Source organism: Microbacterium meiriae, from assembly GCF_040702565.1.
GTDB classification, from domain to species: domain Bacteria; phylum Actinomycetota; class Actinomycetes; order Actinomycetales; family Microbacteriaceae; genus Microbacterium; species Microbacterium meiriae.
This window is the reverse complement of sequence record NZ_JBFBLJ010000002.1, coordinates 956801-975607: the sequence shown is the minus strand read 5'-3', so window position 1 is coordinate 975607 and position 18807 is coordinate 956801. Positions and strand designations below refer to the sequence as shown.

At 70.4% G+C, this 18807-nt stretch carries 14 protein-coding genes; 4 read left to right on the top strand and 10 right to left on the bottom strand.

Going from position 1 to position 18807, the window contains the following annotated elements; genetic code table 11:
* The first annotated feature begins 12 nt into the window (after positions 1-12).
* Both AB0310_RS12110 and AB0310_RS12105 read left to right on the top strand, forming a co-directional pair.
* Positions 13-987: a carbohydrate ABC transporter permease gene (locus AB0310_RS12110; RefSeq protein ID WP_259952879.1), complete on the top strand. Its 975-nt coding sequence runs from the start codon at positions 13-15 to the stop codon at positions 985-987.
* On the top strand, positions 984-1904 hold the full coding sequence (locus tag AB0310_RS12105; RefSeq protein WP_259983445.1) for a carbohydrate ABC transporter permease: 921 nt from the start codon (positions 984-986) through the stop codon (positions 1902-1904). The genes AB0310_RS12110 and AB0310_RS12105 overlap by 4 nt, the downstream gene beginning before the upstream one ends.
* Positions 1905-2347: 443 nt before the next feature.
* Here the strand turns inward: AB0310_RS12105 and AB0310_RS12100 are convergent, their stop codons facing one another.
* The 3 genes from AB0310_RS12100 to AB0310_RS12090 form a co-directional block, all read right to left on the bottom strand.
* Positions 2348-6949 carry an endo-alpha-N-acetylgalactosaminidase family protein gene (locus tag AB0310_RS12100; protein ID WP_366237335.1) on the bottom strand — a complete coding sequence of 1534 codons (4602 nt, stop codon included), beginning with the start codon at positions 6947-6949 and terminating at the stop codon, positions 2348-2350.
* Positions 6916-7530 (bottom strand): discoidin domain-containing protein, encoded by a 615-nt coding sequence (locus AB0310_RS12095; protein ID WP_366237334.1) that lies wholly within the window; start codon positions 7528-7530, stop codon positions 6916-6918. Before AB0310_RS12095 ends, AB0310_RS12100 begins: the two co-directional genes overlap by 34 nt.
* Positions 7531-7715: 185 nt before the next feature.
* Positions 7716-9533 carry a glycoside hydrolase family 35 protein gene (locus AB0310_RS12090; protein ID WP_187663104.1) on the bottom strand — a complete coding sequence of 606 codons (1818 nt, stop codon included), beginning with the start codon at positions 9531-9533 and terminating at the stop codon, positions 7716-7718.
* Between the two features lie 93 nt (positions 9534-9626).
* Between AB0310_RS12090 and AB0310_RS12085 the strand changes: the two genes are divergently transcribed.
* Positions 9627-10673 (top strand): LacI family DNA-binding transcriptional regulator, encoded by a 1047-nt coding sequence (locus tag AB0310_RS12085; RefSeq protein ID WP_280565139.1) that lies wholly within the window; start codon positions 9627-9629, stop codon positions 10671-10673.
* Here the strand turns inward: AB0310_RS12085 and AB0310_RS12080 are convergent.
* The 4 genes from AB0310_RS12080 to purM form a co-directional block, all read right to left on the bottom strand.
* Positions 10651-10887 (bottom strand): hypothetical protein, encoded by a 237-nt coding sequence (locus tag AB0310_RS12080; RefSeq protein WP_366237333.1) that lies wholly within the window; start codon positions 10885-10887, stop codon positions 10651-10653. The two genes, AB0310_RS12085 and AB0310_RS12080, sit on opposite strands and share 23 nt — an antisense overlap.
* 215 nt (positions 10888-11102) lie before the next feature.
* Positions 11103-12425 carry an MFS transporter gene (locus AB0310_RS12075; RefSeq protein ID WP_366237332.1) on the bottom strand — a complete coding sequence of 441 codons (1323 nt, stop codon included), beginning with the start codon at positions 12423-12425 and terminating at the stop codon, positions 11103-11105.
* On the bottom strand, positions 12425-13897 hold the full coding sequence (purF, locus tag AB0310_RS12070; RefSeq protein ID WP_259952892.1) for an amidophosphoribosyltransferase: 1473 nt from the start codon (positions 13895-13897) through the stop codon (positions 12425-12427). Before purF ends, AB0310_RS12075 begins: the two co-directional genes overlap by 1 nt.
* A 6-nt stretch (positions 13898-13903) precedes the next feature.
* A complete protein-coding gene (purM, locus tag AB0310_RS12065) occupies positions 13904-15016 on the bottom strand; it encodes a phosphoribosylformylglycinamidine cyclo-ligase (protein ID WP_366237331.1) in 1113 nt (370 codons plus the stop codon).
* A 235-nt stretch (positions 15017-15251) separates the two neighbouring features.
* On the opposite strand from purM, the gene AB0310_RS12060 reads away from it, so the two are divergent.
* Complete coding sequence (locus AB0310_RS12060; RefSeq protein WP_268777705.1) at positions 15252-16754, top strand: DUF5979 domain-containing protein; 1503 nt, start codon at positions 15252-15254, stop codon at positions 16752-16754.
* Between the two features lie 72 nt (positions 16755-16826).
* Here the strand turns inward: AB0310_RS12060 and AB0310_RS12055 are convergent, their stop codons facing one another.
* The 3 genes from AB0310_RS12055 to AB0310_RS12045 are packed head-to-tail and all read right to left on the bottom strand — an operon-like array spanning position 16827 to position 18687.
* Entirely contained in the window at positions 16827-17393 is a 567-nt protein-coding gene (locus AB0310_RS12055) for a DUF3618 domain-containing protein (RefSeq protein ID WP_187663098.1), read from the bottom strand.
* Entirely contained in the window at positions 17390-17812 is a 423-nt protein-coding gene (locus AB0310_RS12050; protein ID WP_187663097.1) for a phage holin family protein, read from the bottom strand. The genes AB0310_RS12055 and AB0310_RS12050 overlap by 4 nt, the downstream gene beginning before the upstream one ends.
* On the bottom strand, positions 17809-18687 hold the full coding sequence (locus AB0310_RS12045) for a hypothetical protein (RefSeq protein ID WP_268777706.1): 879 nt from the start codon (positions 18685-18687) through the stop codon (positions 17809-17811). The genes AB0310_RS12050 and AB0310_RS12045 overlap by 4 nt, the downstream gene beginning before the upstream one ends.
* Positions 18688-18807 lie beyond the last annotated feature (120 nt).

Here is an 18807-nt window from a genome sequence, read left to right as displayed (position 1 = left end):
GAGAGGCACATCATGGCCACAGTGACCGAGACGAGGGCAGCGGCGCCGCTCCCTCCCGCGCGCCGTCCCGTCGCCCCGTCGACCCGTCGATCGCGGATCCGAAGAGAGGGGCTGACCGGGTGGCTGTTCATGGCGCCGTTCGCGCTGCTGTTCGCCGTCGTCTTCCTCATCCCCATCATCGTGTCGGTCCGGTCGGCGTTCTTCGCGCAGGTGCCCGCCGGCGGCGGCCTGTACGGCGGGGGCGAGCTCGTCGACACCTTCGTCGGCCTCGACAACTTCGCGGCGGCGGCGACCGACGGCGCCTTCTGGGCCGGCATGGGACGGGTCGTGCTCTACGCGGCGTTCCAGATCCCGGTGATGATCATCGCGGCCCTCGCCCTGGCCCTGCTGCTGGACTCGTTCATCGTGCGCCGCCCCGCCCTGTTCCGCCTCGCCTTCTTCCTCCCGTACGCGGTCCCCGGCATCATCGCGGCGATGATGTGGCTCTACCTCTACACGCCCGAGGTGTCGCCCTTCCTGCCGTATCTGCCGGAGGGGACCGACCTCATGTCGCCGCAGACGATCCTCTTCTCGATGGCGAACATGACGACGTGGACCTACACGGGCTACAACATGCTCATCTTCCTCAGCGCCCTGCAGGCCATCCCCCGCGACCTCTATGAGGCCGCCCGTCTGGACGGTGCGACGGGCTTCCAGATCGCGACCCGCATCAAGGTGCCGCTCGTGCGCGGTGCCGCTCTGCTGGCGGTGCTGCTGTCGATCATCGGCACGATCCAGCTGTTCAACGAGCCGGTCATCCTGGAGGCCGCGAATTCCTGGATGGGCAAGGACTTCACGCCGATGATGCTCACCTACAACACGATGATGGGCGAGCTGTCGCCGTCGGGCAGCGGTCCGGCGTCGGCGTACTCGCTGCTCATGGCCGGGATCGCGGGCGTGCTCGCGATCGTGTACGCACTGCTCCAGCGGCGGAAGGGCGACGCATGACCACCACACGACTCGTCACCGTGGCTCCGCCGACGAAGCGGCGCTCTCGTAGGCCGCAGGCGGCGGACGCCCCTCCTCCTTCCATCGCCCCGGGACCCGCGGCCCGCACGTTCGGCATCATCGCCCTCGTCGTCGCGACGCTGTACTTCCTCGTGCCGGTGTTCTGGCTCGTGGTGGCCTCGACGAAGAACAACACCGACCTCACCTCGACGTTCGGATTCTGGTTCGCCGAGCCGAACCTCGCCGCCAACTACGACAGCCTCATGGGCTGGACCCAGGGGCTGTTCTGGCGCTGGGTCGGCAACTCCCTGTTCTACTCGCTCAGCGCCGGGATCATCGGCACGCTGTTCGCCGTGATGGCCGGCTACGCGATCGCCAAGTTCGCCTTCCCCGGGAAGAAGCTCGCGGTCGGCATCATCATGGCGGGACTCCTCCTGCCCGTCGCCCTGCTCACGGTGCCGCTGTACATCGAGTTCCAGGCGCTCGGCCTCACGAACACCGTGTGGGCGATCATCATCCCCTCGGCGGTCTCGCCGTTCGGCGTCTTCCTCGGCATGGTCTACGCGCAGTCGTCGGTGCCGACGGAGCTGCTGGAGGCCGCCCGCATCGACGGCGCCGGTGAGGCCCGGATCTTCTTCACGATCGTGCTGCGGCTGCTCGGCCCCGCGATGGTGACGATCTTCCTGTTCATCTTCGTGGCCACGTGGAACAACTTCCTCCTCCCGCTCATGATGATCTCCAGCCCCGACCTCAAGCCGGTCACGCTCGGCCTCTACGGCATGATGAGCTACTTCTCCCCCGACAAGGGCGCCGTCATGCTCGGGGCGCTGCTCGGCGTGATCCCGCTCATCGCCCTGTTCTTCACGCTGCAGAAGTACTGGCGCTCCGGTCTCGCCGCCGGCGCCGTCAAGGGCTAGGCACCTCGACCGCACACAGACCGGAGGCCGCCCGCGCGAGCCTCCGGTCGTGCGTGAGGAGGGGGCAGCAGGAACTCGTCCTCCATCCGCGCCTGCAGGACTCGGGTCGACATTCCGGTGCAGACCAGGTCGACGACGATCGCGGCGTCGACGACGATCACCGCCCGGCGCACCCCTCGTGCACGGCGGCGACGATGCTCTCCGGGGTGAGCGTCCTCGCTCCTGCGCTCGCGCGGTGAGCACGGAATGCACGCCGGGGTCGAGATCGCGGATGAGTACGTTCGGCATGTGCGGCTCCTTTCGTGGCTACCCCTCGAGTATCGGGGACCGGAGGCACGCTCTCGGGCCTCGGAACCGCAACCCGTGGAGAACCGGCAAACTCCCCGCCGCGTGCAGAAGAGGCCCGGGGCGAACCCCGGGCCTCTCGTGTGCAGCAGAGGTACTCAGCTGCGTCGCCGTCGCCAGAGCCCCGCGCCGAGGGCGCTCAGGGCGAGCGCACCGACGGTGACCGCCAGCCACGTCATCCCCTCCGCACCCGTCGTGGCCAGCGCCCCGCCACCGGCCGTCGCCGCGGCGGTGACCGCGAGATCCGCACGAGCGAGCTCGGCGCCCTCGGTGTCCGTCGCCACGAGCGTATGGGCGCCCGCGGGTGTGGCCGCCGGGATGGTGACGGTCGCGACCGCACTGCCGTCGGCGGCGATCGTCACCTCGCCCACCCTGACCGGTTCCGAGTGGAGCCAGAGCTGCACGACGGACTCGGAGTCGAAGCCGCGGAGCTGCACGCGGAGGGAGTCTTCGGCCGCCGCGGTGCCGACCGACGGGGTGAGGACCGGCACCTTCGCCGGCTTCGCCTTCTTGACCTTGAGGGCCGCACCGGCCACCTCCGCACCGGAGGCGTCCTTGACGAGGAAGCGGTGCTTCCCGACCGTCGCATCCGCGGGGATGAGGACCCGGGTGGTCAGCGCGCCGTGCGCATCGACCGTCGCGTCCGCGAGCCGCACGCCGTCCAGCCAGAACGAGACGGCGGCGTCGGGCGCGAAGCCCGAGAGCACGGCCTCGACCGTCTCCCCTGCCCGCACGGAATCCGCGCCGAGCGTCAACGCAGGATCGGTCTCCGGAGCGCAGACCCCGAGGTCGTCCTCGGGTCGCGCCTCCGGTGCGTGCCCGGCCTGCGGGGCGGTGGTGCCATACACCGCCATCTCCGCCACGGCCGCGAACGGCGTGCCCGAGATCGACGAGGTCGCCGTCACCCGAACGTATCGCGCGGTCGTCGCCGCGAAGTCGACGTCCTGCCACTCCGCGACGTTCTTCCACTCCCCCGCGGCCACGTCGGTGAAGGCCTGCCCGTCGGTGGAGACCGCGACCTGGAAGCCCTTGATGGGGCCGTTCTGGTTCGCGCCGCGACGCAGATAGGAGATGCCGTCGACCGTCTCCGCGGAACCGAGGTCGAACGTCAGCACGTGCGGATACGCGGCGGCGTCAGTGCTCCAGCGGCTGTGCCAGAACGTCCCGGCGTTGCCGTCGAGCATGTTCGCCGCCGTGCCGTCCTCACCCGCGGTCTCCTCGGAGCTCGCGGTCGCGGTGATCTGCGCGTTCGGGATGCGGGCGCGGGACGCGACAGTGGCCTCCTGCGCGGTCTGCACGGTCCGCACGTCGCAGTCGACGAGGTAGGTGGCGGCGATGCCGATGCTCACCGGCGAGCCCGCGGCCGACGCCGGTGCCGTCAGCAGCCAGTCCGTCGTCACGCTCTCGCCGGGGGCGACCTTCGTGAACAGGTTCGAGGAGCCGTCCGCGACCTCGACGGTGTAGCCCCCCGGGAGGTCGAGCTGCACGCCGACGTTCTCCGCCAGGATGTCCTCGCTGTTGGTGAAGGTCGTGGTGAAGGGTGTCTGCGCCCCGGGGCTCAGGGTCACGGCCTCGCCGGCGACGGTGGCGCACGGGGTGCCTCCGTCCGTCGGGCCGAGGTCCGTCACCGTAAAATCGTCGAGGACGAAGTCGACGTCGGGCCCGCCGACGCGCTCCAGACCGACCCAGGTGTAGTCGCCGCAGCCCACGATCACGTCCTCGCGGAACGCGGTGGTCTCCAGCGCCTGCACGACAGGGGTGCGACGCAGGGTCGTCGAGGAGATCTCCCCGTCGATCACGGCGTCCGTACCGGTCAGCCAGCGGTACGCTCCGCTCGCTCCGGCCTGGTAGTCGAACCCGATGCGATAGGTGTGCCCGGCCTGCAGCGGGACGAGCGTGGGGTCGGTCCGGTAGACGACGCCGGAGTTCTCGGAGTGCGACATCAGCGAGTGCTCACCGGTGAGGGTGGAGTCCACCGCGAGGCCCGCGGTGGCTCCGGTGTCGAACGGCTTGGCCGTGTTGCGCCAGTCGCTGCTCGTGTACGGGTCGTGCCGACGCGAGATGCTCGTACGCGGGTCGTCGATGCCGTTGGCGTCACCCTTCACGAACGGGCCCCACCCGGGCTGGTTGCCCTCGAAGTCGTTCGAGTACACGGTACCCGCGGCGGTCGGCGCCGTCGTGTCCGCCATCACCCTGGCGTTGTCGACTCGCACCGCCGCGTCACCGGCGACCGCCGAGACCGAGACGGTCACTTCGCCGGAGGCCGGGGCGAGGAACGACACCGATCCGCGCTGGTAGTACTGCCCGGCCTTGGAGTCGGCACGCATGTAGTTGTATGTCGGCGAGAGGTTCCAGGTGCGGCTGACGACGCCGGCGCCGGTGTCGACCGCGACGCTCACGTCGCGCGTGGCCGTCGGATCGATCTGCACCTGCGCGGAGAACGCGTAGCGCTTCCCGGGGGTGAGGCCGGTGACGGTCTGCGAGATCGCGGACGCGGATGAGCCGAACACCGCGATGTTGTCGCCCCGTGAGGCGTTCTTCGCCGCGCCGAGGTCCGTGCGCTCGATGGTCACGTCGCCCCGCGGATTCCAGCCGTCCAGCGACCCCGAGTTGAACCCGGGATCGGTCAGGCCGGCGTCGCGGTACTCGATCGCCGCCCGCTGCGCCCCACCCTGGGGCACGACGACGTAAGCCGCCCCCTTCTCGCCGGAGAGCGTCAGCTTCCCGTCGACCGCGGTGACGGTGTCCACCTTCTCGCGCCCCTGGTCGCCGAGCGCGAACACGTCGAAGGTCGTGTTGCCGCGGAAGGCATCCGTGAGCCCGAAGGTCTTCTCACCGCCGGAGGCCGTGAAGAAGTACATCTTGTCCGCGTCGACGGGCGAACCCGACTCGGCGCTCGACTCCAGCGACTGCCACGGCAGCAGGTAGGAGTCGCCCCGCAGGACGGTCGCGCCGTCCATCGTGACGACCCGCGTGCCGCCGTCGATCCGCGCCGCCACGTCGTCGGTGAACGTCGCCTCGACCCCCGACTCGTACGTCTGCAGGTCGAAGTGCTGCAGGAACTTCGTCGGCAGGCTCTGCGACCAGATGTTGCCGATGAAGCCGTCCCAGTTGCGGTTGCCCACCCAGCCCTCGGCATCGACGAGACGCTGCTGGCCCAGCAGGGCGTCGTCGTTCCAGACGTCCGCCTGCGCGTTCTGGATGAACCGCACCATGGTGGAGTTGATGCCCTTGTTGTCCTTGCCGCCGTAGGCGAGGTCGTTCGGCCAGTGCGACCAGACCGTGCTGTCGACGAACTTGTCGCCCCACTCGGTCGCGACCTCGAGGTCCATGGCGTTCAGCTCGTCCGCGAGCTCCTCGGCCACCCAGCCGTTGGAGTAGTACACGTCGATGTAGACGCCGCTGAGCCCCGGCACCTCGTCCCGCAGCTGCTGGAAGCGGTCGAGCACGCGTCCGGTGCCGAGATCGGTCTGCTGATCGATGTAGTACGACTGGTCGAGCCAGTTCCAGCCGGGCTTGTACGGCGGTGTGCCGTCGAGGATCGCCGCGTCGAACGCGTCCGCCTGCGGATAGATCTCGGTGGCGTTGACGTGCACGCTCATGTCGGCGTTGAGCTTCGCCCCCTCGTCGACGAGACGGTTGAGGTCGGCGAGGCCGCCCGCGCGCTCGTTGTAGTTCCCGCCGTAGTCGGTGTTCGCGGAGTCGTGTCCTTCGCTGCCGAAGCCCTTGTTGAGCACCCACTGCCCGAGGCCGTCGGTCTGGTTCGCGATGCGCTTGGTGTTGTCGAGCACGAGGTCGAAGTAGTTCGTGGCGCTCGAGGCGAAGTTGAACGGGATGCGGCTGATCACGCGGTCGGCGACCCGGTCGGCACCGAGGCGCGGGGCGTCGACCTCCCGGTAGCGGATCGCGGCGTCCTGCCAGTCCACGGTCTCGTCGCCGTTGCGATCGGCGGTGAGGAGCACCGTGACCTTAGGAAGGGCGTAGGTCGTCACCCGGCTGTCGACGGCGGTGGTCGGATGGATGAGCCAGGTGTTCGAGCCGATCTCCGCGGTCCGGCCGTCGGCCGCGGTCACCCGCGTCGTGAGCCGGGTGTTCCATGAGGCGGTGCCGCCGGAGGCCTGCGTCGTCGCGTTCGTGATCACGCTGCCGGCGAGGGTCCCGTCGCCGAGGAAGGCGAAGGCCGCGCCCTTCGTCCCGGTGGCGGTCGCGGGCCCCACAGCGATGTGCTCATCGGCGTTCGTCGTGCTGTTCGGGCTGATCACGGTGCGGTCGAGGACGGCGCCGTCCGCGGCCGTCGCGGAGAGGAAGGCGTTGTCGGGGAGCGCCAGGGTGTTCACCGCAGCGGAGCCGTCGACTCCGGTCACGGCGAACTCGACCGTGCCGTTCGCCGCGACGCGGATGCTGCTGCGCACCGTGACGTCGATGCCGGTCAGGGTCGAGACGTAGTCGACGCCGGTCGCCGTCGCCGTGGAGGTGGTGGTCGACGCATAGGCGGTGCCGTTGACCGCCCAGGTGCGCGGGGAGCCCTTCTGGCCGCCGAGGCGCTCATCGCCCACGCGGTAGCCGAGGATCTGCGGGAACGCGGAGGAGACGGCGGCCGTGGTGCCGCCCGCGGCGATCTCGACGGTGTCCCCGGGCTCGGGCTGCTCCGGCGTCTCCGGCTCGGTCACGATCGGCGGGAGCTCCTCGTCGGAGAGCACCTGGATCTCGCCGGCGCCGCCGCCCGTGGTGCCCTGCGCGTCGATGATGAGGAGGGCGACGTACCGGCCGTCCTTCGCGGTCTCCAGCGTGATGCGCTGCTTCTCGTCGTTCGCGGTGGGCGCGTGCAGCGTCGCGGCCGCGGCGGCGGCGCCCCATCCCCGTCGGCGGGCGAGGTGCGCGCGGCGTCGGCGTCATCCGTGACGTACACCTCGACGGTCTTCGCCGCGACGCTCTGCCCGCGCTTGACCGAATAGTCCAGCGCCTTCACCGAGAGGGGCCGCTGCAGATCGAGCGCGATCCAGTGCGGGAAGGGGGCGTTGGCCGAGTACCGCGACGTCCACTGGGTCGAGTAGTCGCCGTCGAAGGCGCCGAGAGCCGTGCCGTCGAGCGAAGGCGGCGCCGGATACGGATCGGCTTCGCTGGACACCGCGTGCAGCCGGTAGTCCGCGTGCGGGACGGGGACGAGATCGGCGGCCTGCGCCGCGGTCGCAGGGAGGAGCGCTCCGCCGAGCGCGAGAGCCGTCGCCAGCAGGGAACTGACAGCGACGGCGGTGCGCGGCGGTCGGGAAGATGTCGACACGTCTTGCCTCTCGAACGGTGCGACGGCCGGAGGAAGGGACGCCCCGGTGCGTCGCAGATGGATCATCGATCGAAACCGATGTTTGCGCTATCACCGTAGAGCGAGCTTGTAGCTTAAGACAAGAGTCAAACGTCAAGTATGCGCAAACATTGGCCGAAGGTCACCACCCGAGGCCCGAGTGCGGCTCAGGAGCCGATGAACTCCTCGGTCTCCCCGAAGGACGGCGCCTCCCGGATCTCCACGGTCGCACCGAGGCCGTCGGTGTCGAGCACCACGATCTCGTTGCGCCCGGTACGCCACAACGGCGCGGGGGCGTAGAGCGTCTCCTGCGGGCCCACGCTCCAGTAGCGTCCGAGCAGGAATCCGTTCAGCCACACCAGGCCCTTGCCGCCACCGGGGAAGGCGAGCCACGCGTCCAGGGGTTCGGCGACGTCCAGCGCGGCGACGGCGAGGCCGTCCACCCCGCCCACGGCAGCGGCGTCCACCGCCGGTGCCGTCTGCGGCAGGAGGCGATGCGTCCAGCCGTTCACGAGACGGCGGCCGATCATCACGCCGCGCATGATGCCCTTGCCCTCGCCGGTGTACGGCCCGTAGTTGATGCGCCCGAGGCTCTCGACGACGAGCGCCAGCCGACCGGAACCGCCGTCCACCGGGAGAGCGAGGGACGTCTCGCCGTCCCGCTCGAGCACACCGAGGCGGCGGTCGTCGAGGAAGACGACCGCACGATCGTGCAGGCCGTCGACGGTCAGTGTCGCCTCGTCCGGGAACGACACGTCGGCCTCGTAGGCCACGAGGCCGTCCTCCGCTCCGAGCTGCTCGAAGGTCAGCGGGCGCGGCGAGAGCCCGCCCGCGGCAGGGGTCGCCCGGACCACGTCGAGCAGGCTCGCTCGCCGCTCCAGAGGCGCGGAGGTCGCGGACTGCCGCCGCGGCTGGTCGGGCACGGGCGGCAGTCCGTCGGCGTGGAAGGGGGCGAAGAGCGCGCGAAGCGCATGGAACTTCTCCCCGAGCGTGCCGTCCTCGCCGATCGGGGCATCGGAGTCGTAACTGGTCACCGTGGGCTGCAGCACGAGGTCGTGGTTCGCACCGTTCCACAGGCCGAAGTTGGTGCCCCCGTGCGCCATGTAGAGGCTGACCGAGCCGCCCTCGTCGAGGAGCTCCCGGATCGTCCCGCCCATGCTCTCCGCCGAACGCACGTGGTGCCGCTCGCCCCAGTGGTCGAACCAGCCGCCCCAGAGCTCGCTGCACATGAGCGCCTCCCCGTGCCGACGCAGGGAGGCCGCCACCGGCACCCCGGTGCCGAACGTGAACGTCGTCATCGCACCCGGCACGCTCCCGTGCGCGATCATGTCCGGAGTGATCCCGTCCGCGGTCGTCAGCATCTCCACCATGCCCCGTCGCCGGAGCCCGTCACGCAGGTGGGCGAGGTAGGCGGCGTCGCTGCCGAACGATCCATACTCGTTCTCGATCTGGATCGCCACGATCGGCCCGCCGTAGGCCGCCTGCAGGGGCACGAGCCGCGGGAGCAGCGCGTCGTACCAGGCGTCGACGGCGGCGAGGAACGCGGGATCGCTCGTCCGCAGCGCCGAGACCCTGCCGGTGAGCCAGAAGGGCAGCCCGCCGTTGGACCACTCCGCGCAGATGTAGGGGCTCGGTCGGAGGAAGACGTCGAGGCCGACCTCGCCGGCCAGCCGCACGAAGCGCTCGACGTCGCGCCAGCCGTCGAAGCGGATGTCACCCTCGACCCGCTCGTGGAAGTTCCAGGCGACGTAGGTGTCGACCGTGTTCGCGCCCATCGCGGCGAGCCGGCGCAGGCGGTCCTCCCACTGGTCGGGGTGGACGCGGAAGTAGTGGATCGAGCCCGACAGGATGCGGTGGGGCACACCGTCGCGGAGGATCTCCCCCTCGCGCCAGGACAGGGCGGGAGCGCCGGAGGCAGCGGCGTCTGCCGGCGCGGCGACGGCGGTGGTCGAGCCGTCGGAAGCCGCGGCGAGAAGGTCGGACATTGCACTCCCAGCTAAATTGTTTGCGTTCACATTATCGCATCGCCGAGGTCCGTGCTCCCTGGTTTTCCGCCGATGGATCGCTACCATTGGGGCATGTCCCCTCGCCGCCCGAAAGACGACCGCGCCCCCAGCCAGGTCGACGTCGCCCGCCTCGCCGGCGTCTCCACGCAGACCGTCTCGCGCGTCATGTCCGGGCAGGACAACGTCCGCCCCGACACCGCGCGACGGGTGCTGGCCGCCGTCGAGGAACTCGGTTACCGGGTGCACGCCGCAGCCGCGTCGCTCGCATCGGGACGCACGCGCGTGCTCGGCGTGATCGTCGTCTCGACGGACCGCTACTCCTCCGCCGCGCTCGGCGTCGGCATCCAACAGGCCGCGGCGGCGAACGGCTACACCGTGACCACCGCCGCGGTGGCAGACCACGCCTCGGACGACGCCTTCCTCGAGGCCTTCGACCGCCTGGAGCGGCAGGGTGCGGAGGGCATCATCCTCGGCGTGCCCATCGCCCTGGACACCCCGGCGATGCGGGCGCGCACCGAACGGACGCCCGCCACCCGCAGCGAGCGCACCTCCCTGGAGGAGGACGCCCCGCTCGCGGTCGACCAGCGCGCGATCGCCCGGCTCGCCGTGGAGCACCTCCTCGACCTCGGCCACGAGACCGTGTGGCACGTCTCGGGCGACGACTACTGGACGGAGACGCAGCAGCGCAGCGAGGCCTGGGAGCAGACGCTCCGCGAGCGCGGCATCGTCCCGCCGCCGGTGATCCCGGCGGACTGGACCCCGGAGTCCGGGTACCGGGCCGGGCGCACCATCGCCGCGATCCCTGAGGCGACCGCGGTCTTCGTCAGCAGCGACGAGATGGCGTTCGGCCTCATCCGCGCCCTGCACGAGGCCGGGCGCAGCGTGCCGGAGGACATCTCCGTCGTGAGCGTCGACGACATCGCCCTCGCCGCCTACGCCTCCCCCGCCCTGACCACCGTCCGTCAGCCGTTCGAGGCCATGGGCCGCGCCGCCGCGCTGCGGCTCATCACCCAGATCGAGGGCCACGACCCGGTCGGCGAGATGCCCTCCACCGACCCGCAGCTCATCGTGCGCTCCTCGACCGCGCCGCCTCGCGTCACGACGCGAGAAAGCTCATAGCCCCTGCGGCAACGATGAGCATCGGTGCCAGAGTACCTGCGAGTCGGTCGGCACGTGTCCGCGGCCGAGCGATCAGCGTCACCAACAGCACGCCGAGCCATGCACTCCACAAGACAGAGAGACCCACGACGACGACGACCTCGTTTGTCGGTTTTGCCGGTCCGAGATAGTAGTACGTTGCGAACGCGATGTAAGCCAGTGCGAGCGCGAGCATCGCCCATCTCCGCACCCTCGCTGGCGCGACTCCCACATCTTCACGCGTTGAGAGAACCGATTGCGTCATGAGTCCTCCGTCGTCACTAACGACTGACATTTCACATGTCACCATACAGCGCAGAGGAACGCCAGGCTGCCCGCTTTTCGGAGGACAGCGCATCCGATCGTACTGGCGCAGCCGCGCCGCACCGACGAGCACTCTGACAGCGATCGTCACCAGCGGCCGTGACGCCGCTCCCACTCGTCCTCGATCGTGCGGCGGCGACCGGCGATGATCCCCGCGGGCACCGAGACGACCAGCACCCCCGCCACCACGAGAAGCGGCACCTGCCACCCGCCGCTGGTGTCGTGGAGAAGGCCGACGAGGAGCGGGAACACCGCCGCGATCGCGTAGCCGATGCTCTGCACGAAGCCGCTGAGGGCGACGGCGCTCTCCGGCGTACGGGCGCGGATGCTCAGGAGCACGAGGCTCAGCGGGAACATGATCGCGGTGAGCCCGAAGATCGCGACCCACAGCGGCAGCGCGACGGTCGGGAAGAGCAGCAGGCCGCCGAGCCCGACGAGACCGGCGACCACTGCCACGAAGAAGAGCGGGCGGGTGGCCTGGAACCGCACGACCAGCACCGGCACGAGCATGGAGCAGGGCAGCCCGACGAGAGCGAACAGCGAGAGCAGGAAGCCGGCCGTCGCCGGGGTCACGCCGCCGAGGTCGACGAGGATGGTCGGCAGCCAGGCGAAGGCGACGTAGGCCATGGTCGACGACGTGCCGAACACGAGGGCGAGCGCCCACGCCAGCGGCAGTCGCCAGAGCCGGCCGAAGACGCGGGGGCTCGCCGACTGGGTCGTGATCGGCCCCGTCGAGGCGGCGACCGCGTCGCGCACATCGTCCACGCCGTCGGTGGGGTCGGGGACCAGGAGCTCCGTCGGCACCGGGCGGTCGTCGCCGCGGGAGCGCATCAGGAGCGTGACCCACGGCACGAGGGCGAGTGCGGCCACCACGCCCCACATGCCCAGCGAGATCCGCCACCCGAGCGAGTCGGCGACGGGGACGGCGACCAGCGGCGGCAGGAAGGTCGAGACCGCGAGCGTCGTGGAGTACGCCGTCATCATGACGCCGAGCCGGTCGGCGAAGTACTTCTTGACCAGCGGCGGCAGCAGGACGTTGCCCGACCCCACGCCGGCGAACACGACCGCGGTCGCCGCGAGCAGACTCCAGGAGTCGGGGGCGAGGCCGCGCAGCAGCATGCCCGCCGCCATCAGCACGATCGCCGCGACCGCCATCCGCTCCAGCCCGAACCGGCGCTCGAACAGCGGGGTCAGCAGCCCGAACAGCGCGAAGCACACGGGCGGAGCGGCGCCGATCAACCCCACGATCACGGGGGCCACCGGGAAGTCCTCGGCGACGTGGTCCAGGACCGGAGAGAGCGAGGCGACGGCCGACCGCAGCGAGAACGCGACCAGCACGATCCCGATCAACGCGAGGGTGCGCCCCTGCCAGAGGGGTCGGCCCTGCGGCGAGCTCAGGGACCCGGACATCAAGAGGTCTGCGACCCCTCCACCCAGGCGAGGTACTCGTCGGTGACGGTGCCGGTGACGTAGCGGCCGTCGAAGCAGCTCATGTCGAGGTCTTCCAGCGCGGAGCCCTCGGTGATCGCGGCCTTCAGGTCGTCGACCTCCTGGTACACGAGGTGGTCGCAGCCCAGCTCCTCCGCGATCTCCGGGATCGTGCGGCCATGGGCGATGAGCTCGTGCCGCGACGGCATGTTGATGCCGTACACGTGCGGGTGCCGGACCGGCGGGGCGGCGGAGGCGAACGTCACCGAGGCGGCTCCGGCATCCCGGGCCATCTGGATGATCTCCTTCGAGGTGGTGCCGCGCACGATGGAGTCGTCGATCAGGAGCACGTTCTTGCCCTGGAACTCCGTCGACATGGCGTTGAGCTTCTGGCGGACGCTCTTCTTGCGCACCGCCTGCCCCGGCATGATGAAGGTGCGGCCGACGTAGCGGTTCTTGTAGAAGCCCTCGCGGTACTCGATGCCGAGCTTGCGGGCGACCTCCATGGCCGCGGGACGGGACGAGTCGGGGATCGGCATGACCACGTCGATCTTGTCCATCGGCACGTGCTTCGCGATCGTGTCGGCGAGCTTGTCGCCCATCCGCAGGCGCGACTCGTACACCGAGATGCCGTTCATGACCGAGTCCGGACGGGCGAGGTAGACGTACTCGAACGCACAGGGTGCGAGCGTCGCGGCGGTGGCGCACTGCTGGGAGAACAGCTCGCCGTCGTTCGTGATGAAGACGGCCTCTCCGGGCTCGACCTCGCGCACGACCTCGTAGTCGCCGTTCTCGAGCACGAGCGACTCGCTCGCCACGACCCACTCGTCCTTGCCCTCAGCGCCGACGACGGTCGAAGGACGACGACCCAGGATCAGCGGACGGATGCCGAACGGATCCCGGAACGCGAGCAGGCCGTAGTTGGCGATCACGGCGATCACGGCGTACGCGCCCTCGATGCGGTCATGCGTGCGGGCGACGGCCTCGAAGATCCGGTCGGGGTCGAGGTCGACCGTGGAGGTCGTGGCCTGCAGCTCACCGGCGAGCACGTTGAGCAGCAGCTCGGTGTCGCTCGACGAGTTCAGGTGCCGGCGGTCGCGCTGTGCCATGTCGGCGGCGAGCTCGCGCGTGTTCGTGAGGTTGCCGTTGTGGATGAGGATGATGCCGTAGGGCGCGTTCACGTAGAACGGCTGCATCTCCTCTTCGCTGGACGCGGTGCCCTTGGTGGCGTAGCGGACGTGGCCGAGGCCGACGTTGCCCAGCAGCCCGCGCATGTCACGGGTGCGGAACGCCTCGCGCACCATCCCCTGAGCCTTGGCGTTGTGCATGACGCCGTTCGCCTCGGCGGTCGCGATGCCCGTCGCGTCCTGCCCGCGATGCTGCAGCAGCAGGAGGGCGTCGTAGATGTCCTGATTGACCGGGGCAGAGCCCACCATTCCGACGATGCCGCACATGGGCTCTTACTTCGCTCCGTCCGCGTAGGCGCCGACGAGGCGCACCGCTCCACCATCGACGCCCTTGGCGCCCTGTTCGAATTCGCCGGCAGGACGCGGGCCGAAGCCCACCGTGCCGACCTGCCAGGAGGGCATGCCCTCGGCGTTCAGCGCCGCGATTGCAGCGTCCTTCTTGTCCGCCGCCACCACGGCGAGGAATCCGATGCCGAGGTTCCAGGTGCCCTCGGCGGACTCGAGCGTGGAACCGGCGATGTCGCTCAGCACACGGAAGACCGGGCTCGGCGACCACGTGCTGCGGTCGACCTCGACCCAGCTTCCCTGCGGCAGCACGCGGGCGAGGTTGGCGGCGATGCCCCCGCCGGTGACGTGGCTCAGGGCGTGGACTCCTCCGGAGGCCTCGATCAGGCGCAGCAGCGGAAGCGTGTAGAGCCGGGTCGGCTCGAGGAGGGCCTCGCCCCAGGTCGAGCCGAAGTCCGCGGCGTTGTCACCGTAGGAGATCCCGGCGCGGGTGATGATGTGACGCACGAGAGAGTAGCCGTTGGAGTGCAGGCCGCTGGAGGCGACCGCGATGACCGCATCGCCGTCCTGCACGCGCTCGGCGCCGAGGATGGCGTCGGCCTCGACCACGCCCGTCGCCGCCCCGGCGACGTCGTAGTCGCGCGGACCGAGGAGGCCGGGATGCTCCGCCGTCTCACCTCCGACGAGGGCGGTGCCCGTCGCCGCGCACGCCTCCGCGATGCCGCGCACGATGTCCGCGATGCGCTCGGGGACGACCTTGCCACAGGCCATGTAGTCGGTCATGAAGAGCGGCTTCGCGCCCACGACCACGATGTCGTCGACGACCATGCCGACGAGGTCCTGGCCGATCGTGTCGTGCTTGTCGATGGCCTGCGCGATGGCGACCTTCGTGCCGACGCCGTCGGTGCTGGTCGCGAGCAGCGGACGACGGAAGTCCCGCAGTGCGCTGGCGTCGAACAGGCCGGCGAATCCGCCGACACCGCCGAGCACCTCGGGGCCGTGCGTGGCACGGACGGAGGACTTCATCAGTTCGACGGCGAGGTCACCCGCCGCGGTGTCGACGCCGGCTTCGGAATAGGGGTTGGTGGGGGAGGCAGCCACTCGAACAGCCTACCGCCCGCGGCCGACCACTCGGCTCGCCGCCTCCTTCCCGGCTCACCCGCCGCGATCTGCACATATCAGTCCTCATATGTGGCGTAATCATCTGCGCATGTGAGAGTCTATCGCCGAAGCAGGCGGGTCCGGTGTCCGGGGTTCCCGGAAAGAACAGGAGAGGTGGACAGTGCGCGCGCAGAAGAGGAGAACGCAGCGACGACAGGGGAGGAGCGTTGTCGGCGTGAGCAGCACCATCGCCCTCCTTGCGCTGGTCGGGCTCGCCGTGCCGCCGACGGCGCACGCCGCGGAGTGGGACGCCATCACCTCGGCGACGGTGGTGGAGCCGACAGGTGAGGTGCACCTGTACGACACCCTCCGCCTCGAGGCCACGTGGGCCGTCCCCGACAGCGCGCAGCCCGGAGACACTTTCTCGCTCAGCTTTCCGACGACGCCCCGCTTCGTCGGTGTCACCTCGTCCTTCCCGCTGCGAGCCCCGGACGGCGCCACCGTCGGCACGTGCACCGTCGCGGCGACCGCCATCACGTGCACGCTGAGCGACTACGTCCTCACGCACGACAACGTCCGCGGCACCCTGTTCTTCCAGATGAAGGCGGAGGAGACCACGGAAGACGACACCGTGACCTTCACCACCGGTGACGGAGGCCTGATCACCGTGGAGATCCCCGGTGGCGGCGTCGGTCCGCAGCGCTCCGAGCCGGCCCCGACGGACGCGACCAAGTCGGGCGTGCAGACCGCCGACGGGACGATCGAGTGGTACATCTGGGTGCCGGGACGCCTGCTCAGCGGCGAGCGCCCGACCCTCTCCGACACCGCGACCCCGGGGCTGAGCGTGTTGCCGAGCACCGTGGCGATCGGTTCGGTCGCCGTGGACGCCTGGAACGGCGGCCTGTTCGATGCCGCAGACTTCCGCACCCTCACAGCCGGGTCGGACTATGCCTTCACCCCGGACACTGACAGCTCCTCGTTCACAGTGGTCTTCGCCGCGCCGGCGGAGCCTGACCGCCTCTATCGCGTCTCGTACCAGACGCGCCTGCCCGCAGACGCGCACACCGGACAGGTGTTCAGCAACACCGTCTCCGGGTCGAGTTTCACGACCACCACGGCGTCCGTCACCGCGAGCCTGGCCGGAGGCGACGGCGAAGGCGACGGTCTCGGCGGCTTCTCGGTCGCGAAGCGGATCACGGGCGCGGCCGCACCCCTCGTCCCGGCCGGCGCGACATTCGCCGTCGACTACTCGTACCCCGGAGCAGACGGCCCCGTCACCGGTACCCTCACGCTGCCCGTGGACGGCACCGACCGAAGCGTCGGGCGGATTCCCGTCGGCACGGTCGTGACGCTGTCCGAGCACACCGCGGATGCCATCCCCGGCGTCGTGTGGGGAACTCCGCAGTTCCGCGGCGACGGCGTGACCACGACGGACGAAGGAGCACAGCTCACGATCGGCGCAGGGTCGGTCGTGGCTGTCGAGCTGACCAACCCGGCCACGCTCTCCCCGCCGTCCCCGAGCACGCCGCCGACCACGACGGAACCGCCGTCACCCTCGACGCCGCCGGCACCGCCCTCGCCGCCGACCACGGGCCTCGCGGCCACCGGCGGCGACCCCGGCGGTCTGATCGGACTCGCCACCGGGGCGGTGCTGGCTCTCGCAACGGGGATCCTGCTCAGCCGTCGGTCCGCCACCCACGCGGACTCCGCACCCGGAAGCATCGGCATCGAGAACTGACGCTCGCCCGCGACGCGAAGGGCCCGGTCCGACGGATCGGACCGGGCCCTCGTGCAACGGGGTTCCGTGCGGTCAGCTCTGGCCTGCGACGTTGTCGCGAGCGTCCTGAGCGCTGCCCTTCACCTCGTCGACGGCGTGGGTCGCGTCGTCACGGACGTGGGCTGCGGCGCCGGCGGCCTCATCCTTGACGGCGGCGAAGGCCTCCTGCGCCGGCTCCTTGAGGTCCTGTCCGATCGTCTTGGCGACGTCGGTCGCCTCATCGACGAGAGGCTGGGCCTTCTCCTTGATGTCCTCGGCCAGTTCCTTCTCCTTCGAGGAGGCGGGGATGACGGCGGCCACGACGAGGCCGGCGGCGAAAGCCATGAGGCCCACCGCCAGCGGATTCCCCTGGGCCTTGGCGACGGTGTGCCGCCCGGCATCGGCGACCGAGGAGGAGGCGTCCCCCAGCCGGTCCCCGGCGTCATCGGCGGCGCCCATCACCCGGTCGACGGCCGAGCGCACCGCGCCCTTCATCTTCTGCGTCTGCCGGTGCACGACCTTCGAGGGGGTGACCTTGTCGGCGAGAGCGTCGACGTCCCTGCCGAACTCTGCTCGGGTCCGCTCGATGTCGGCGCGGATCGCGTCGGGTGAATCGCTCATTTGTTCTCCTCATTCCTCTTCACCGCATCAGGGATGCGCTTGAGGGTGTCCACGGTGCGCGGAGCCCCTTCGATGCTCTTCAACTGCTTGCGCCCCATCACGAACAGGACGAGGGCGATCACCGCCCAGATGACGGCGACGATCACGGCCGACCAGCCGAGACCGGTGACATAGGCGCCGAGGGCCCACCAGAGGGCCACCGACAGGAAGAACACGGCCATGAGCGCGCCGTATCCGGCCCCGCCGAGCATGCCCGCCCCCCGGCCGGCGCGCGTGGCCGATTGCTTGAGCTCGGCCTTCGCCAGCTCCAGCTCCTGCCGCATCAGGGTCGACAGATCAGTGGTGACCTCGCTGAGCAGATCGCCGAGAGATGTGGTCTCGGCCTTCTGCTCCGAAGGTGTGGGGATGGGGTCGGTCATGGTCGCCCCTCTTCATCGGAGCCGCGGGTGGCGGCATCCGTCCGGTCGTAGAGCGGAGTGTCCCCGTCATCCACCGTCTCGCCGTGCGGCGTGACGCCCCACGGCGCGGTGCCGGCGTCGATACCGCTCATCCCGTCCGGCGCTCCGGGGACCGTGCCATCGGTCGGCAGCGGCGGCTGACCGAGGGTGGTGTTCTCGGCGACTCCCGCGCCTCCGGCGACACCGGCCGCGCCCGCACCACCGGGAACCGCCCCGGGCGTGGTCGCCGCGGGGACGACGGGACGCGGCGGAACGGCGGCTGCCGTCGCCCCTGCGGCCGACGAAGAGCCGGACCGGGCGGAACCCGACCCCGAGGAGGCCGACTCGGCAGCGCCCTCGGAGAGCGCTCTGGTCAGCCGGCCGGCGACGAGACCGGCGAGTGCCGCCACGGCGATGAACGTGCCGGGCTTCGCCCGTGCGTACGACTTCACCTCCGTGAGCAGCGAACCGGGGTCGCGGTCGCCGATCCAGCCCGCGATGCCCTGGATCCGGGTGGACGCCTGGCGCACGAGGTCGGCGGCGACACCGCCGTCCGAGCGCTCAGCCATCGTGCCGAGCTCCCCGCCCACGGACCGGAGCCCGTCCGCGACACGGCGCTGCTGCACCGCCGCCTGCTCCGACAGCTCGGTCTTCGTCTGGTGGTACAGGTCGCGAACCTGGTCCTTGGCCTCATGGGCGACGGCACCGGCCTCGGCCTTCGCGGTCTCGACGACGCCCGCCGCCTGACTCTTCGCCTCGTCGGCGACGCCTGCGGCCTCGTGCGCGGCGGTCCGGACGGTGCCCGGAGACTCGGTCGTACCGCTGCCCGCGGCACCTTCTGCATTGCTCTGCGACATCGTTCTTCCTCTCGACTCCCGCCGACGGCCGCCGACGTGTCAGCAGGTCTACCCCTGGATCCGGCGATCACAGCGAGGGTTGACGCGGCTCTCCGCGGGCATTACCGTGCCGGGGCTCCG

Coding starts and splice junctions, on each gene's coding strand:
- AB0310_RS12110 (WP_259952879.1), top strand. CDS start 13: ATGGCCACAGTGACCGAGACGAGGGCAGCGGCGCCGCTCCCTCCCGCG.
- AB0310_RS12105 (WP_259983445.1), top strand. CDS start 984: ATGACCACCACACGACTCGTCACCGTGGCTCCGCCGACGAAGCGGCGC.
- AB0310_RS12090 (WP_187663104.1), bottom strand. CDS start 9,533: ATGTCCGACCTTCTCGCCGCGGCTTCCGACGGCTCGACCACCGCCGTC.
- AB0310_RS12085 (WP_280565139.1), top strand. CDS start 9,627: ATGTCCCCTCGCCGCCCGAAAGACGACCGCGCCCCCAGCCAGGTCGAC.
- AB0310_RS12080 (WP_366237333.1), bottom strand. CDS start 10,887: ATGCTCGCGCTCGCACTGGCTTACATCGCGTTCGCAACGTACTACTAT.
- AB0310_RS12075 (WP_366237332.1), bottom strand. CDS start 12,425: ATGTCCGGGTCCCTGAGCTCGCCGCAGGGCCGACCCCTCTGGCAGGGG.
- purF (WP_259952892.1), bottom strand. CDS start 13,897: ATGTGCGGCATCGTCGGAATGGTGGGCTCTGCCCCGGTCAATCAGGAC.
- AB0310_RS12055 (WP_187663098.1), bottom strand. CDS start 17,393: ATGAGCGATTCACCCGACGCGATCCGCGCCGACATCGAGCGGACCCGA.
- AB0310_RS12050 (WP_187663097.1), bottom strand. CDS start 17,812: ATGACCGACCCCATCCCCACACCTTCGGAGCAGAAGGCCGAGACCACA.
- AB0310_RS12045 (WP_268777706.1), bottom strand. CDS start 18,687: ATGTCGCAGAGCAATGCAGAAGGTGCCGCGGGCAGCGGTACGACCGAG.